The organism is Bradyrhizobium sp. B117, from assembly GCF_038969555.1.
Taxonomy (GTDB): domain Bacteria; phylum Pseudomonadota; class Alphaproteobacteria; order Rhizobiales; family Xanthobacteraceae; genus Bradyrhizobium.
Genome location: NZ_CP152414.1, coordinates 8,345,216 through 8,361,958, shown reverse-complemented (window position 1 = coordinate 8,361,958; position 16,743 = coordinate 8,345,216). Strand labels below are relative to the sequence as shown.

Genomic DNA, 16,743 nt, shown 5'->3' with positions numbered 1-16,743 from the left:
TGTAAATCTGATTCTGAGGTGCCTTTGAACGCGGCGCGCCGGTTTGCGCGAGAACTGGCCGTGAGCCTTTGTGCCGGCTCGTGCGGCTGGTTCGATGCGGAGCAGGGACAACTCTTCGATTTCAAGATCTGTCCGGCGGCGGGCGCGTTGGCGCCCGCGGGCCTAGTACTGAAAGCATGCCGTCGATCGTCTAGGCCCGAGTGGTTTTTCCCGAAAGCCATTTGAGAAAGTCCAGCCTCTTCAATGTCATTCCCTTGATTAGAGCGCTCGCAGGCGGGCACTGAAAGCGGATTCGCTTCACATCAAGGACCGGCTATCCGTCAGCATCCTGGTACTCCTATCGTCGTGATTCCTCGCGGCCCTCCCATCTTCGCGTCTTGAGCGCCAACGACGCGGAACAGGCCACTCCGACGGCTCATTAGTCATGGCCCGCAAAACTCTTCGATCTGCATGTCCTAACGATTGACAAATATAATTATCATATGTTATTAATTCACCTGGATCGTTCAGGCTCTTTTCTGACGGTCATAGTTAAATCTCCAAGGAGAGCCTCCGGGATGCCCCCTGGGGGCTCTTTTTTGCATTTTAACGTCAGCGAAGGCCGGATGGTGGTTTGTGTTGCTCAATGGAGACACACTGCAGGCGATAAAGAGTTGTGGAAATTAATTAATTGCATTAATTGTATATCCTAAATAGATGTCCGTTTGACAGCGAGGGGGCGCCTCGAAGTCGTTCCGCCGAGCTGTCCAGCCCAGGTGAGGCAGCCGCAGCGGATCCCTGAACGGCGATTTCCAGCTTTGGAGGTTCATCTATGAAACCAATGATGAAAAGTCTTATCCTCGGTTCTGCGGCAATGTTGGCGGGTACCGGGGCGCAGGCAGCCGATCTTCCGGTGAAGGCCAAAGCGGTCGAGTACGTGAAGATCTGCTCGCTCTATGGTGCCGGTTTCTACTACATTCCGGGCACCGACACCTGTATCAAGCTCGGTGGTTACTTGCGTGCTGAAGTCGCGCTGGGCACCAACAGTGACTATAATTGGACCAGCAGTGGCGTCGGTGGCGCGCACAACCGCCTGAGCAACTATTACACGGCGCGCTCGCGGGAAGATTTCAACATCGATACGCGTACCGCGACGGAGTACGGCGTAGTTCGTACTTTCTTCGATGGCGTGTTCTCGTGGACGACGGGTGGTTATGCTGGGAGCGGTACTGGCCTCACTGGCGGTGCGACGGCTTACGACGCGGCTCCGTCTGGCACGAACGGCAGTGGGTCGATCGCCGGCGGTTCGCTAGGCGTCTACTTCGCCTTTATCCAGTTCGCTGGCTTCACAGTGGGTAAGGCCGTTTCACAGTTCAGCGCTCCTTGGACCAATTATCCGGCCAACAACTTCGATGGTCTCTGGGGCGGCGGGGGCACGGTCACTGGCGTGAACCAGTTCACCTACACCGCCGATTTTGGTCAGGGCGTAACGGCCGCGATTTCGGCCCAGGATCAGGTCCAGTACTATCAAGCCGGCCTTGTCAACGTGTCGGGCATTACATCGTCGGGCATCGTCGGTGGCGCCTATGGCTTGAACGACATCGGTGGTTCACGGTCTCCTGACCTCGTAGGTATGGTTCGCGTCGACCAGGCTTGGGGTCTCTTCCAGGCATCAGTAGCGGCGCACGACAATCATGCCGGTTATTACGGAGCGGACGAGACCACTGGTCATCCCGGCGACAAATGGGGTTGGGCGCTTCAATTGGCCTTGTCCATCAAGAACATCCCGACTGGTGCGGGTGACACCATCAACATCCAAGGTGTCTATACGGATGGCGCGACCCGCTACAATGCTCAGGACTTGGCCCCCATCGCGTTCTCGATGTTTGGCGGCACCGGTTTGGCTGGCGCGTATCAAAGCGTCGGCTTTGCCAGTGCACCTGATGCCGTCTTTGTCGCTGGCTCTGGACTGCAGACAATCAAGACATACGGCTTCAACGGTGGTTACACCCACAACTGGGATCCGAACTGGAATACGGGCATCTATGGCATGTGGGCTGCGGTCCGCTACACCGATGCGGCGAAGGGCTTCATTTGCGGTAGCACCGCCATGGGTGCTCTTCTCGTATCCGGCTCGACGTGTAACCCGGACTTCAATGTCATGTCGGCCGGTGTCATCACGCGCTGGACCCCCGTCAAAAACCTAACCTTCTCGGCGGATATCAACTGGAGCCGCCTGGACCAGAAATACTTTGGTGCGGTCGCTTACGCGGGCAGCGCTGCCACTGCCAAGCCGGCAGCTGTCTACGAGCTGAAGGACCAGAACAGCCTCACGCTGTTACTCCGTGCTCAGCGCAACTGGTAAGTTTTCTGTCCGACCAGCAAAAAGGAGAACACGAAGCGGCTCTATAGAGCTTAGCTAAAACCTCCAAGGAGACCTCCGGCATGCCCGCCGGAGGTCTTCTGATTTGAACAGAATCTCGAGTTCGTCTGAACCTGCATATCTGCCCGCGATTGGGCTTGATCCGATTCGCAGACGGTCCCTCGGTAAGAAAGCTTCGGCACCAGGCTGCAGGAAGCCACCGGCTTGCATATCGTCTCCTATGGACGGTCGAGCAACGTTGACCAAACTTTCAATCCTGCTCGCACACCATGTTGAAACCCTTTCGGCGCCTCGCGCTTCCTGCGTCCCGAGCAGGATGAGCTCAAGCTTGTGGTTACACGCACACGCCTGCTAACAAAAACGAGTCTGATTCCGAAGTCGGTGAACGCGCTCGCAGCATTGCGGTCATCCGCCGCGAGCCGAGGAACGGTCAGGCTGTGAACAACTCGTCAATCCGCCGCATCAGCGCTGGATTGTCGTCATTGTTGGCGGCGACGGTCGATAGACGCTCGATCCCGCGATGCCACCCAGCTGGCACTGTCGTCGCCGGACCGGCAGGCCGCAGTTGTCGCGGTCAATGGGCGTACGCCGGTCCAGAGCGCTCGTCTTGCGGACCTCTTCGCCAAAAAATCTCGTTCGACAATCAACTGCCCGATCTTGGCGTGCAGCTTCTTGACCTAGCGCTTGTGCCCGGCTGCGCCGTCGCCACTGCCGGTCTCGAACGCCCGCGCCGCCTGCTCCAGTAGCTGCTTCTTCCAAGCCTAAATCTGGTCGGGATGCACCTGATCACGCTGGGACAGATCGGCCACCGTGGCAAGCTCCCGCATCGCCTCCAGCGCGATCTTCGCCTTCAGCGCCGCGTCAATCGTCCGTCTCGTCCTCTACGTCATGCTCCGCTCCGTCTGTTGCGACGGAACGACCAATACGCAATTAGTCACCGGTCCGATTCTCAGGGTCCACTTCATGTATGGGATAAAAACCTGCAGAAGCATCGCCGGCGAAAGTTTCGGCAGCGCCCAGCTGCAATGACGCACTCGTAAGTTCGCCGGCGAACGTGGCTAGTGTGTCCCGTTGCGCACGCAGATGGCTCTTGCGAACATGCGACTGAAATGAATAGAACGGCCGTCCCTTCGTCGTAGCTCAGCAACCCGTCGCTTCCCAGTCCAGTCAATCACAACTGCCTTGGGGTTGCGTCTTTTTCACGGCCTGCTGTGTGCCAGATTCATGAAGTCGAGAACGTGCTCAAGAGAAACCTTACGAATGCATAGCCGAGCGTAATAGTGGCATACTCGCGCCAGAGCCAAAGTTGAACGATAAAAGCTTCATGGGCTGACGATCAGAAGCAGAATTTCTGCTTCCCGAGAGGCTATATTAGCTAAATTCAGATCCCGCGGCCCGATACCATCTTCTAAATGAAAATTGTCGCTGGTCTGGCGTGGAGAAGTTGAGAATGATTTCTAAGGTGTTCATCACCTGTGCGGTCACAGGGGGGGATCCGCGCACTCCGCATGTACCGGTGACCCCGGAGCAGATCGCGGACTCGGCGATCGAAGCGGCACGGGCGGGGGCCGCGGTGGTGCACATCCACGTGCGTGATCCCGAGACTCGGCGCGGCTCGCGGGATCCGGCGCTGATCCTGAGGCCAGAGGGATTTCGCGCGATATCGCTGTCCAGACCACGGTCATTCGCAACAGCTTTCAGTTGGAGATGCATCGCCGCTGCGCGAACGTGATCCGGGCGACGAAGCCCGATCTCATATGCCCAGGATACGGAGAGCTGATCATGATGAATCAGTCGCGGATCGCCGAGTACGCGGACTACATCGAGCGTAAGGAAGCAGTCTTTCGCGATGTCGTGGGTGAACCCGCAAATGTTTCATCGATCTATTCTGGGCGCGAATGCTGCCATACCTTTCAGAAGCTCTTCCGAATAGCCAGGTCGTCTACACGATTAAGATCCACAACAACTTGGAGCGCGCGGCCGTCTACAGCGCTCGCCTTCTGCCAGCATTAGGTTGGATCACGCATGGAACGACGGAGAGCGTAACGCTTCAGCCTGGAAAGCAAGGCGAGATAACACTTGAGGCAACTGCGCCATCTCAGGTCGATCCGCGGCGAAGGCTCATGACCGCCGAGATTCTGATCGACGGTGCGTCGCAGGGACCTGTTTGTGAAGCCCTCGTCTCAATTTCCGGGTCGACACACTTATCGTAGTCCTGTCCTTGCAACGGTCTAATCCGTGATGTCCGCTCCTTCCCCACGGCCTTCTGAGAGTAGTCGATGCCGAAGGGAAGCAATTACGTTTCGATGAGCAAGCTAGAAGTGCGAGAAAATCACCTTAGACATGTTGCAGCGGCCGAGAAATCACCGCTCTATCGCCTGCCAGAATTAACTTGGCTTCGAGCAAGCCTTTTCTCACCGCGTGATCATCCAACTTGGAGACCATCTCGTGCCCCATAGTTTCCAACAAAACGGGATTTCAAGTGCGCCATCAACGTTCGGCTCTAGCCTCCCTGAGTTGGCGCCGGCGCAGGCGCGCCCGAAAAAAACGACCGCGGTTTACCGGAAGGTCGGCGGCCATGAGATTCTTGCCGATGTTTACCGGCCGAAAGGCAATAATGTATGCCCCGTGGTCGTTTACATTCATGGGGGCGCCTTAATTAGGGGAAACCGGCAACTGACGACTGAATACCACGTCCAAGCGCGAGTGCTCTCCTTGGCAGAGGAAAATGGTTATGCCCTTGTTTCCATCGATTATCGTCTCGCACCGGAAACAAAACTTCCCGCTATCGTCAGCGATATTGAAGCAGCGTTTGCCTGGTTGGGTGGCGAAGGCGCCAAATGCTTTCATCTCAATACCAATCGAATGGTCGTCGTTGGGGATTCTGCGGGAGGGTACCTAACCTTGCTTGCGGGTTATCATGTGAACCCAAAACCCAAGGCCCTCATTGCGCTGTACGGCTACGGTGAATTGAATGCCGATTGGTACACCAAGCCAAACCCGTATCCCAAATACAACATGCAGAAAGTTACCAGGGAGGATGCGATGCAACAAACGGATGGAAGCGTCATTTCGGATGTTAGCTTTCGGAAAGGGGACAGCGGGAAAATTTATATGTACTATCGCCAGACCGGATTGTGGCCTCAAGAAGTGAGTGGATTCAGCCCTGAATCAATTGGTAGAGACATAGCGCCCTACGAGCCCGTCCAGAATGTCACACGCGAGTATCCACCAACTTTGATGATTCACGGTACGCAGGATACGGACGTTCCCTTCGAAGAGTCTCTGAAAATGGCCGAACAATTCAAGCGGCACGGTGTGCCCTATATTCTGAGACCGATCGACAAGGGGGAACATTGCTTTGACGGCGGCGATCCGGCGCAGATCGAGGACGCTTACAACACCATGCGGGAGTTCATGCTCAGGTATCTTGAAGCGAAATAAAGTCGCACAGCGCAGGCGAGCGACAGCTTCATCCATCTTCGGAGTTTTATAAATGTCAACCTCAGCTGGTAGTGTCTGTGAATATTCGTCGCCGGAGCTTTTGTTGCCATGGGGGCTGACCAGCCTGAGACGGTAGGCGCGATTCTTGCCGCTCACCGCGCGGGCACAATGACGCCTGCGCAGACGATCGCGCGCAGCTATCAGCGCATCCGCGACCATGGCGATCCCGCAGTCTTCATCAGCCTGTGCGATGAGAAGGATGCGGTCGCGCAAGCCGAAAAACTCGCCGCGCGCGTGGATACCGCCAGCCTGGCCCTTTACGGCGTGCCGGTCGCGGTCAAAGACAATATCGACGCGCTGGGCTTTCCGACCACCGCTGCCTGCCCGGCCTTCTCCTATAGCCGAACGCGTGATTCCACCGCAGTGAAGCGCCTGCGGGAGGCCGGCGCCGTCATCATCGGCAAGACCAACCTCGACCAGTTCGCGACCGGCCTCGTCGGCGTGCGCTCGCCCTACGGCATTCCCAGAAATTCGATCCGGGAGGATCTCATTCCGGGCGGCTCGAGTGCGGGGTCGGCGACGGCGGTCGGCGCGGGCCTCGTACCGCTGTCGCTCGGCACCGACACCGCAGGATCCGGCCGTGTGCCGGCAATGCTCAACAATATCGTCGGGCTGAAGCCGAGCTTCGGTATGATCTCGACCACAGGCCTCGTGCCGGCCTGCCGCACCCTCGACTGCATCTCGGTATTCGCGCTCACGGTCGACGATGCTGCGCTTGCGCTTGCGGTGATGGCGGGGCCGGACCAGTCCGATCCGTTCTCGCGCGATCGGCCGCTTGGTGCGATCACGCCGTTCCCTGCAAATCTTCGCCTGGGCGTGCCGCGCAACGGACAACTGATCTTCTTCGGCGATAGGAAATCGGAAGCAGCTTACGGCGAGGCGCTGAGGCGCTGGACCGCGCTTGGCGCGATGCTCGTCGAGTTCGATCTCGAGCCGTTTTATGAGACCGCACGGCTGCTCTATGAGGGCCCGTGGATCGCCGAGCGCTATCTCGTGATCCGCAACCTGCTCGCTTCCGCGCCGGATTCGATCCATCCGGTGACGCGAGAGATCGCCGCCGCCGGCGCGCGGCTCAGTGCCGCCGAAACCTTTTCCGCGCTCTACCGCCTGCAAGGCCTGCGCAAGATCGCCGAGCTCACCTTTGCCAATATGGACGCGGTGGTGCTGCCCACCGCGCCCACGGTCTATTCGACCGCGGAGGTGCTCGCCGATCCGATCGAACTCAACAGTCGGCTCGGCACCTACACCAATTTCGTCAATTTGCTTGACCTCTGCGGCCTTGCATTGCCGGCTGCGATGCGGCCCGACGGCGTGCCGTTCGGCATTACCTTGCTCGCGTCTGCCGGCCGGGACGCGATGCTCGCAAGCATCGGGCGCGCGTTCCATGCCGATACGAAACTCAGCGTTGGCGCGAGGAGTGTTGCCCAACCGCTACTTGCGTCGCTGCCGGCAAGCGGCGGCAATGAGATTCCGATCGCTGTGGTCGGCGCGCATCTGTCGGGTATGGCGGTCAAACGCGGAGTTGAAGGCGCTGAATGGGCGCCTCATCGAGGCAACCAGGACCGCGCCAGACTACAAGCTCTACGCGCTCGACACCAAGCCGCCGAAGCCCGGCATGCTGCGCATCGAAGCGGGCAAGGGGGCCGCGATCGAGCTCGAGATCTGGTCGCTGTCCGCGTCGGCCTTCGGCAAGTTCGTCAATGCCATCCCGCCGCCGTTGTCAATCGGCACTGTCAAGCTGGCGGACAGCCGCGGCGTGAAGGGTTTCATCGTCGAGCCAGAAGTGCTTGGTGGGGCCCACGACATCACCGCCTATGGCGGTTGGCGGGCCTTCATGGCGGACGCTGAGGCTTCATAAAGGCTCTTTTGCCCGGACCCAGCGCAGCGCGAAGTGGCGCGCCTCCGACTCGGGACTCGGCGGCCCGTGCTTATGCACGTCCGGGGCACGGAGCCCGAGCTCAACGACGCTCGCTCTCTAAAGCGTAAGCGGCAAGGTGAGCTTCCAATTATCCATAAAGTTTTGCCCGATCGCGGCTCCCAGTTCGACGTCGATTGATCTGAGGCCGGCAAACTGGACCAGTTTTGGCTAGAGTTTTCGCGGCGTAAATCCCTCGGCTGGGAGGAGCGACGACGATGAAGGCCTCGAAGTTTTCGGACGCCCAGAAGGCGTTCATTCTCAAGCAGGGCAGCGACGGGGGCGCGGTGGCGGAGATCTGCCGCAAGGCCGGGATCAGCCAGGCGACCTACTTCAATTGGAAGAAGAAGTATGACGGTCTGCTGCCGACCGAGATGCGCCGGCTGAAGCAGCTCGAGGACGAGAACGCCAAGCTGAAGAAGCTGGTGGCCGATCTGTCGCTCGACAAGGAGATGTTGCAGGACGTGATCCGCCGAAAGCTATGAAGCCTGGTCGGAAGCGCAAGCTCGTCGATGAGGTTTGTGGTGAGTGGCAGGTCTCGATCCGCAAGGCTTGTGAGGCCCTCGAGTTCGATCGATCGACCTACCACTACAAATCTCGTCGCTCCGGCCAGGCCGCTCTCGAAGCTCGGATCAAGGAGATCTGCCATGTTCGCGTTCGCTACGGCTATCGCCGCGTCCACGTCCTGCTCCGCCGCGAGGGATGGGGTCATGGGCAGAACAAGACCCGTCGCATCTATCGCGAATTGGGCCTGCAACTGCGCAATAAATCGCCGAAACGGAGGGTCAAGGCTAAGCTGCGCGATGACCGCAGGCCAGCGACGCGCGCCAACGAGACCTGGGCGATGGACTTTGTTCATGACCAGTTGGCAACTGGTGGCAAGCTCCGGGTGCTCACGATTATCGATATCTTCTCCCGCTTCTCGCCCGCCTTGGAGCCGCGGCACACTTTCCGCGGCACCGATGTCGTGGAGGTGCTGGAAAGGGTTTGCAACGAAGTGGGCTTCCCGGCGACGATCCGCGTCGACCAAGGCAGCGAGTTCGTGTCGCGCGACGTCGACCTCTGGGCCTACCAGCGCGGCGTCACGCTGGACTTCTCACGCCCGGGCAAACCGACCGACAATGCTTTTATCGAAGCGTTCAATGGCCGCTTCCGGGCCGAATGCCTCAATGCCCATTGGTTTCTGTCGCTTGCGGACGCCCGGGAAAAGGTGGAGACTTGGCGCAGATACTACAACGAGGAGCGGCCCCATGGAGCCATCGGCAATCGGCCGCCGATTTTGCTGCAAAATCACGCCGGCGCCACCAGCCCGCCAACGTGATAAGAGCGCAAAACTCTAGTTCTGGGTGGTCCAAAGTTCGGTCTCGCTGCAAAAGAGCGCAAAACTCTAGTTCTGGGTGGTCCAAAGTTCGGCCTCGCTGCGAACCGCCGCTTCAGTCGCAGGTCACAAGGTCAACAGACCTCCTAGTGTCGGTGCGCATCGACTTCAACTTTCGCTACTCAGCGAGCTGTTGTTCGTTTCGAGGAGGCGTATAGCGCCAATATGTCGGCTGCAATTTTCTGAGATATCCGCTCATTTCCATCATCGCCGTAATGCACGCCGTCCACATAAATCGGGCTTGCAACATCGGAAAAGACAGCACGCAAGTCATGAATCATGTTTTGCCCCAAGCTCACATATTCTCTTTTGACCAACTTGCTTCTCATCAGAGAGTAAAGATCATTTTTTCCGGGAATCCGTTTCTCTGATTTTAGAAGCTGATCCTCTTCATATTTCGTCCTGTGTGTTTTATCGGACAACTGGGGCTCAAGGTAGAATAATGTCTTAAAGGATAAACTCCTTGAAATAGCCTCTATAATCCAAACATTCCCTAGATAGACATCCAGAACTCCGTCGGACAGCTCGTCTAATATCTTCGAGCACCCTACGTGCTGTTTTTTGCCGGTGAGCAGTCTTATCAGCGCCAAGCGCTCTAGCTTTATATCTATACGCGTTTTTGCCTTGTACTCAGAAGATATTCTTTCGAGGGTTGAGCTATCATACGGAACGCCCGGTTTTCCCTCATAGCATGCGGAGGCGGCCTCATTCAATCCACCGTAAAAGACCACCAAATCTGGAGCATTTCGCTTTCTTAATTCGAGAATGAGGCGAATCAAGCTTTGAGTAGCTACGTCCGCAAAGACTCCATAATTTGTGACTTCAGCGTCGATCCCATTTTCGGCTAACTTTTTGGCAACATGAGAGGGAATGGTGAAGTCGTCCCTAGATCCAAACCCCCACACAGTGGACCCGCCGAAGAAGAAGATCTTTAGTTTGGTACTCTTACTCTCGTTGATTGCCTCGGAATTCCACGTTCTTCTGGTGCCTTCGTTTACATTAATAAATTCACCCGTATAGTCTGCTTCGCGTGATTGCGTATATGAAGCCCACGGCAACGGCCAATCTGTAGCATCGATGAGTTCTTTGAAATACCCTTCCGCTAGGTCGGCATTTGCATATACGCCAGAATTGGCTGCAGCATTAATGGCACTTTGAATTTCTTTTTTGTCAGCTCTCTCGTAGTGAGAGGTCAGCAATACTTCCAGAAGCGTCATTAATAGAAGAGCAACACCAAAGGTTGCCCATATTTCCTTCAATAGGGCAACCAGGCGAAAAGCTTTTTTCCTCGCTGCGGATGTTCTCAGTAGCGGATCATTTGCTTCCATGGGGGCTTTCCGCTAACGGGCGCTTCCTTTGAATTTATCGACGATCGAAAGTCTTCGTGAATTGGGTCAATAGGAACTTCCTAATTGCGTCCGCATAGAGTCGCGCCGCCCTACCATTTGGGTGGGCGTCTGTTTTGGTGACCCAGAGTGAATTTGGAGCTTGATTCTCAACGGAGGGAAGAAGGTCCAGAAATGGGATACCGAGAGCGTTCGCTTTGGAGGCAACAAGACTCGTTACATCTTGAAACGGATAGGGGGACAGCTCGTGTAGTTCTGGATAGTTAATTACAATGAGCTTGATGTTTCGAGTGTTACAATAGTTCGCGAGCTCCTTCAGAGCACTCTGCGCGACCAACCAGCCGGGTTGATTCTCTTGGTAGAGACCGCGGTAATACTGCTGCCAATCAGCCTTGCCGAAGTATGTTCGCATAACGACATCAAAACGGCCCGCGATGAATGCTGCTGAATAAAAGTGCTCTAACAAAACATTCCTTGTCCTTCGCGGTGTCGGTTCTGCGTCATTGATAAAATAATTCAATACGACGATGTCGGGCTCATATACGTAGGCCTTTTTCATGAAATACGTAGCTTCCATTGCTGTGTTAGCATTTCCAATCCCTGTATTTATAACCTCGAACTTGTTTTCGTTCGCGTTCAGCAGTCCTTCCAATTGGTACGACGTGACGTCTTCCGGTCGTGCGCCCCATCCAAACGTTAAAGAGTCACCCAGCATCATGATTCGAATAGTGCTATTACCTTTTTCTAAGGAATGCTCGCGATCGCGCCAACCTGCTGAGTTGATTGTCACTGGTACCCCCATGTAAACCCCACTCTTTCCAGGGATGTGTTCGTGCCCTGCGCCGGGTATTCCACTGACCTCTTTCAGCTCTTTTGCGTATCGCCACATTTCGATATCAAAATTGGTGCCGTCTGTTTCCATCAAGCGCACGTAGAGTTCCAGTGCGCCTGCAGCCATGATCAGGCTAGTAGCTACTGAAAGTATTCCGAAGATCGTACTTTTGGTTTTTACATCCATGTGGGATTCATTCCCTCGAAATCACGATGGTTGCCGAGCGCACAGTTTGACGCCCTAATCGAGTTCATAGGAACTACGATAGTCCCTCATTAAGACTCCGCTCTGGTCTTCCTTCCGCAGGAGCGAATCGCCGACCACAAGCAATTCAATTTCCGTTCCCATGAAACAGCGGAACGCGTCCTCTGGGGTGCAAACGATCGGTTCCCCTCGCACGTTGAACGAGGTATTCACGAGCACGGGGCACCCGGTGAGCTCCTTGAACTTAGATATCAACCTGTGAAAGCGCGGGTTGGTCGTCTTGTGCACAGTCTGCACGCGCGCGGAGTAGTCCACGTGTGTGACGGCTGGAATTTCCGAGCGCACGATGTTCAACTTATCGATGCCGAAGAGTTGCTTTTGCTTTTCTGACATCGGCAACTGCTTCGTGCCCATCACGTCGGCCACGAGGAGCATGTAGGGGCTGTCGGAATCAAGCTGAAACCATTGTGACAAGTCCTCTCGCAGAACACTCGGCGCAAATGGACGGAAGGACTCGCGATACTTCACCTTGAGATTAAGTTGTTTCTGAACAGTCGGTGAGCGGGGGTCCGCAATGATGGAGCGTCCGCCGAGCGCTCGCGGGCCGAATTCCATCCGACCCTGCATCCACCCAACCGCCTTACCCTCGACGAGCGCATGTGCGACATTGGTAATCAGTGCCTCATCGGATTCGGTTGTAAATACCGCACCGGAGTTTCCCAGCCTCTCTTCGATTTCGCGCTGACTGAATTCTGGTCCGAGATACGCGCCGTTCATGCTGTCGCCCGAATGAATGCTCCTGGGCTTTTCAAGCATGAGATGGTAGGCTGCGAATGCGGCGCCCACTGCGCCCCCCGCGTCGCCGGCGGCCGGCTGAATCCAGATGTTGTCGAAGAGTGTTTCCCGCAAGAGCTTTCCGTTCGCAACACAATTAAGTGCCACTCCTCCTGCGAGGCAGAGATTTCTCTGCCCGGTTGTGGCCCGGATTTCTTTTGCAAGCTTTAGGACGATTTCCTCGGTAATGGCCTGAATGGAGGCCGCTAGATCCATCTCCCTCTGTGTCAACTTACTCTCCGGGCGTCTGGCCGGACCACCAAATAGCCTCTCGAAGCGACTATTGGTCATCGTTAGTCCAGTACAGTAGTTAAAGAAGCTCATGTCGAGGTGGAATGACCCGTCCGGCTTGATGTCGATCAGGTGCTCCTTTATCAGATTCACATACTTAGGCTCGCCGTAAGGCGCCAAGCCCATTACCTTGTACTCACCGGAGTTCACCTTGAAACCAAGGTAGTAAGTGAATGCTGAGTACAACAAGCCAAGCGAGTGCGGAAAGTGAATCTCCCTGTGGACCGATAGTTCCGTTCCCTTGCCGATCGCAAGAGAGGTTGTCGTCCACTCTCCGACGCCATCCATCGTTAGCACTGCAGCTTCGTGAAATGGCGACGGGAAGAACGCCGACGCGGCGTGACTGAGATGGTGCTCTGAAAAGCGGAGTCGAGTCGACCAATCAATGTCACCCCCAACGTGCTCGTTCAGCGCCCCCGTAATTAGCGTTCTTTGAAACAGCTTGTCCTTTAGCCAAACCGGCATCGACGTTGCGAAGCTCTTAAATCCCTTTGGCGCGAAAGTTAGATAGGTTTCAAATATCCGCTCGAATTTCCTAAAGGGTTTGTCGTAGAAGACTACATAGTCGACGTCGACTGGACATAGTCCTCCGGCTTGGAGGCAGTAACGGGCCGCACAGGCAGGAAAGGCTGGATCGTGCTTTTTCCGCGTAAAGCGCTCTTCCTGCGCTGCAGCAACCAGTTCGCCGTCTGAGACGAGACAAGCGGCAGAGTCATGGTAGTAGGCTGAGACACCCAGGATGTTCATTGGTCAAAACAGCGTGTAAACGAACGGCGCGATGACAGAGCCTTGTGCCAGAATTAGCAGAGCGGCTATGACAACCATGAGAAAAATTGGAGGGGCGAGCCACATCTTTTTGCGAACGCGCAAGAAAGCCCAGAGTTCTTTGATGAAGAGATACATATGCGCCTCAGAACTGGTGTGTGAAGGACTGACCTGTCGGACCTGGCAGGTTACGACTAATCCAGTAACTTGCGACCGGTCGTCGCTTCAAATGAAGCTCATCGCGCCCGAGCAAGCGAGCGACGAGGGCGATCGGTACTAGAAGCCAGAAATAAATGATGCCCAAGATCAACGGGCTGACTATCCGTCCAAGCAACTCGCCGAAGAAGAACCAGAGTAGGTTGAGCGGCGCGAGAATTCGCGGAACGGTCAATGCCACGCCGCCGAATGCGACACTGATCGAAAAGAGCAACGCGTAAGCGGCAGCGCCGTGTCCCTTGAAGGCCGCGTATGCGCCCGACGCAAGAAATACGACGCAGAATGTGAAGCCGAAGCGTCGATCGGTCGGCAGCTTAGTCGGAACCCTCATGCTGTCCTCCGTGCTATGTATAGCGACTCAAAAGAATGGCCGCGCGAAACATACTCCGCCACCGCGCCACCATGGAGATCTTAGCCAGAAGCCGAAAAACATCATTCCAAGGACGGCTGGCATGGCAACTGTTCCGTTTAAAGTAGAACCTGCCTGGAATGGGTGGCTGCAGAATCGCTGTGGCACGGACAGGTAGATGCCGTGCGAGATCATCGACCGGCCGCCAAACGGCGCCACCCCAGAATATAGATTAAGTTGACGGGAGACTCGACGGAGCGCCAATTCAATTGATCGATCCCGAAACCATGTCCTGACCAATCGCTTAACTGTGAATGTCACAAAAAGCAGAGAATGCCGAAATCCGGTTAGCAGAACGTCCTGCACGAAAACTCTCGTTGGCATGAATGCATCCGCACAAGGCAGAGTTCTGAAGACCGCTGCGAGCGTTTTCGAGAGGCCACGCTGCCCAGCGTCCCAGCAACGGATGAACTGAGGCCTGCCGCCTAGCTCGTTACCGTGCATAAGACTGAAGCGGAGATGATAAGCGCACCTCTTCGTGGTCTTCTCCAGGTAGACCGTTAGCCTTTGCTCGATAAGCAGCTTATTGCGGACAAGTTGCTTGGCGCAGCCCCAGATTTCCGCGGCGGTGTGAGGTGTGGCGACACTCATGCTCCCCTCAGCGCTCCTTGTTGCGGTTGACGGCACTCGGAAGGGCTAGCAATGATCGTGCCAGTGCTGCGCCAGTGGATGGGTGCGTCTGAAAGCAGGCAGTGCGCGCGAACGGCCTATCAGAGCGTTGTTGTAAAATCGACATAGCCGCAGAGCGCTGTTGCTAACCGGACATCACGCGGATCAACAACGTCTGCGTTTGCTGGTAACCGCCAAGGCAAATGGACCGGATAGCCAAGGATCGAGAATCGAGGTCTCGCTCAACCCGCGGCTGAAGGCCGAGTGCTGCGGCGTCCGTCGCGTCGTGCCCCATCTGAACGCGACGTCGATGCCAAACACTATCGTGATCTGACCAACTAGATCTTTGCTAGAAGGATTCTCCGCTCTATCCACCCCCACCACGTGAGTGGCGCGACGGAACCGGCGAATGCCGCGAGCCTTCAGTCGAAATAAAGATCAGGCCATCAAGAGCGCGAGTTGATCAAATGGGCTCCGTGGCCGAGCTTGAAAATCGAAGGTCAACACAGCGTGATCGAACGCTTCAACCGCGCCTGAACACTTGGCGCAAATGACGCCTCGTTGCCATGTTGCCTCCCAGGCCAGACGATTTGTTGCACAACACGGACGAGAACCTTGAGACTTTGCGCCGGGTGTCGCGACTATGAAGGAGCACGATGTAGTTCTGTAAGACTGAGCTGCATCTAGTTGTACTCAGGTCGCGGAGTGCCGGAATCGGCAAGCAAGAGTCAACAAGGCGTGGATATGTCGATCGTCGCACATGGTCACATTTAAGGGATAGTGCTCGATTGTCAGAGAATGAGAGCTGGCTCCGGAATTCTGGACAGGGCGATAAGTGGAGTTTCTGCCTGACGGCGGGCAAGATTGACCCCGCGAATCAGGAGAGACGATGAGCAGACGAACCCGACGGCACCACGCACCGGCATTCAAGGCGAAGGTGGCGTTAGCCGCGATCAAGGGCGAGATGACGCTGGCCCAGCTGGCCGAGCATTTCGACGTGCACCCGAACCAGATCACGCAGTGGAAGGCCCAGCTTCAGGAAGCGGCGGCCGATGTGTTCGGTGCTGGCGGAGGCAGCCGAATGGCGAGCCCGCGGTGGACGTGAAAGCGCTGCACGCCAAGATCGGGGACCCGTTTATATCCCACAGGGGGCGCGCAGCGCCCGCTCAGTTTTTTAGAAGGCGCGCTCAGCAAAGCCGGCCTGCTGAGCGCAAAGCGATGATCGATCGTGAGCACAATCTGCCGATCACCAGGCAGGCGGAAGTTTTGAAGATCAGCCGTGGCAGTGCTATTATCTACCCCGTCCCGTGCCGCCCGCCGACCTCGCAATCATGCAACGGCTCGACCGGCTGCATCTGGAGTTTCCTTTCGCCGGTTCGCGAATGTTGCGAGACCTGCTGGCTGCCGGGGGCAGCAAGAATGGCCGCCGGCATGTCAAAACGCTGATGCGGCGGATGGGGATAGAGGCGCTCTACCGCCGGCCGCGCACCACCAAGCCCGAGCCTGGACACAAGATCTATCCATATCTGCTGCGCGGCATGGAGATCACGCGCCCGAACCAGGTCTGGGCGATGGACATCACCTATATCCCGATGGCGCGGGGCTTCGTGTACCTGGCTGTTGTCCTCGACTGGGCGACCCGTCGGGTGCTGTCGTGGCGCATCTCGATCACGATGGAAGCCGCATTCTGCGTCGAGACGCCGGAGGATGCTCTCGCTCGCCACGGCAAGCCGGACATCTTCAACACCGACCAGGCTCGCAGTTCACCGGCGCGGCGTTCACCGGCGTGCTCGCCAGTCACGGCATCGCCATCAGCATGGACGGCCGGGGCGCCTGGCGCGACAACGTGTTCGTCGAGCGGCTGTGGCGCAGCGTCAAATATGAGGAGGTCTATCTGCGCGCCTACGACACCGTGTCCGACGCCCGCGCCTCGATCGGCCGATACCTCGGCTTTTACAATGGCCGGCGTCCTCACTCGAGCCTTGACGGCGGCACCCCGGATCAAGCTTACTTCAAGCCGCTGCCGTTCCGCGCGGCAGCTTAATTTTGGCGGAAGCTCCACTTATCGACGCGGAATC

9 protein-coding genes and 2 pseudogenes are annotated in these 16,743 nt (G+C 56.7%); 6 read left to right on the top strand and 5 right to left on the bottom strand.

What is annotated here, in order from left to right:
• The first annotated feature begins 811 nt into the window (after positions 1-811).
• The 5 genes and pseudogenes from AAFG16_RS40100 (at position 812) to AAFG16_RS40080 (ending at position 9,102) form a co-directional block, all read left to right on the top strand.
• Positions 812-2,344, top strand: coding sequence for a porin (locus AAFG16_RS40100; protein ID WP_342734269.1), 1,533 nt, complete (start codon positions 812-814; stop codon positions 2,342-2,344).
• Positions 2,345-3,812: 1,468 nt separating this feature from the next.
• A pseudogene (locus AAFG16_RS40095) lies at positions 3,813-3,986 on the top strand (3-keto-5-aminohexanoate cleavage protein); the annotation flags it as partial.
• Positions 3,987-4,810: 824 nt separating this feature from the next.
• Complete coding sequence (locus AAFG16_RS40090; protein ID WP_342734267.1) at positions 4,811-5,806, top strand: alpha/beta hydrolase; 996 nt, start codon at positions 4,811-4,813, stop codon at positions 5,804-5,806.
• 168 nt (positions 5,807-5,974) lie between these two features.
• Positions 5,975-7,714, top strand: coding sequence for an allophanate hydrolase (gene atzF / locus AAFG16_RS40085; protein ID WP_342734265.1), 1,740 nt, complete (start codon positions 5,975-5,977; stop codon positions 7,712-7,714).
• A 285-nt stretch (positions 7,715-7,999) separates the two neighbouring features.
• A protein-coding gene (locus AAFG16_RS40080) for an IS3 family transposase (protein ID WP_342734171.1) occupies positions 8,000-9,102 on the top strand; the annotation gives its coding sequence in 2 pieces (ribosomal slippage) (positions 8,000-8,261 and positions 8,261-9,102; 1,104 coding nt in all).
• A gap of 179 nt (positions 9,103-9,281) precedes the next feature.
• Here the strand turns inward: AAFG16_RS40080 and AAFG16_RS40075 are convergent.
• From AAFG16_RS40075 to AAFG16_RS40055, 5 genes are read right to left on the bottom strand one after another with little or no spacing between them, the layout of a single operon-like run.
• A complete protein-coding gene (locus tag AAFG16_RS40075) occupies positions 9,282-10,487 on the bottom strand; it encodes an SGNH/GDSL hydrolase family protein (protein ID WP_342734263.1) in 1,206 nt (401 codons plus the stop codon).
• Positions 10,488-10,521: 34 nt separating this feature from the next.
• A complete protein-coding gene (locus tag AAFG16_RS40070) occupies positions 10,522-11,523 on the bottom strand; it encodes an SGNH/GDSL hydrolase family protein (RefSeq protein ID WP_342734261.1) in 1,002 nt (333 codons plus the stop codon).
• A 54-nt stretch (positions 11,524-11,577) separates the two neighbouring features.
• Positions 11,578-13,413: a carbamoyltransferase gene (locus AAFG16_RS40065; protein ID WP_342734259.1), complete on the bottom strand. Its 1,836-nt coding sequence runs from the start codon at positions 13,411-13,413 to the stop codon at positions 11,578-11,580.
• A 3-nt stretch (positions 13,414-13,416) separates the two neighbouring features.
• The gene (locus tag AAFG16_RS40060) at positions 13,417-13,569 is read right to left on the bottom strand and encodes a DUF5989 family protein (protein ID WP_342734257.1); all 153 of its coding nucleotides are present in this window, start codon (positions 13,567-13,569) and stop codon (positions 13,417-13,419) included.
• A gap of 7 nt (positions 13,570-13,576) precedes the next feature.
• Positions 13,577-13,978, bottom strand: a complete 402-nt coding sequence (locus AAFG16_RS40055; protein WP_342734255.1) for an SxtJ family membrane protein — start codon at positions 13,976-13,978, stop codon at positions 13,577-13,579.
• Positions 13,979-15,554: 1,576 nt separating this feature from the next.
• Here AAFG16_RS40055 and AAFG16_RS40050 point away from each other — a divergent pair.
• A pseudogene (locus AAFG16_RS40050) lies at positions 15,555-16,709 on the top strand (IS3 family transposase).
• Positions 16,710-16,743: the final 34 nt, after the last annotated feature.

Coding starts and splice junctions, on each gene's coding strand:
- AAFG16_RS40100 (WP_342734269.1), top strand. CDS start 812: ATGAAACCAATGATGAAAAGTCTTATCCTCGGTTCTGCGGCAATGTTG.
- atzF (WP_342734265.1), top strand. CDS start 5,975: ATGACGCCTGCGCAGACGATCGCGCGCAGCTATCAGCGCATCCGCGAC.
- AAFG16_RS40075 (WP_342734263.1), bottom strand. CDS start 10,487: ATGGAAGCAAATGATCCGCTACTGAGAACATCCGCAGCGAGGAAAAAA.
- AAFG16_RS40070 (WP_342734261.1), bottom strand. CDS start 11,523: ATGGATGTAAAAACCAAAAGTACGATCTTCGGAATACTTTCAGTAGCT.
- AAFG16_RS40065 (WP_342734259.1), bottom strand. CDS start 13,413: ATGAACATCCTGGGTGTCTCAGCCTACTACCATGACTCTGCCGCTTGT.
- AAFG16_RS40060 (WP_342734257.1), bottom strand. CDS start 13,569: ATGTATCTCTTCATCAAAGAACTCTGGGCTTTCTTGCGCGTTCGCAAA.
- AAFG16_RS40055 (WP_342734255.1), bottom strand. CDS start 13,978: ATGAGGGTTCCGACTAAGCTGCCGACCGATCGACGCTTCGGCTTCACA.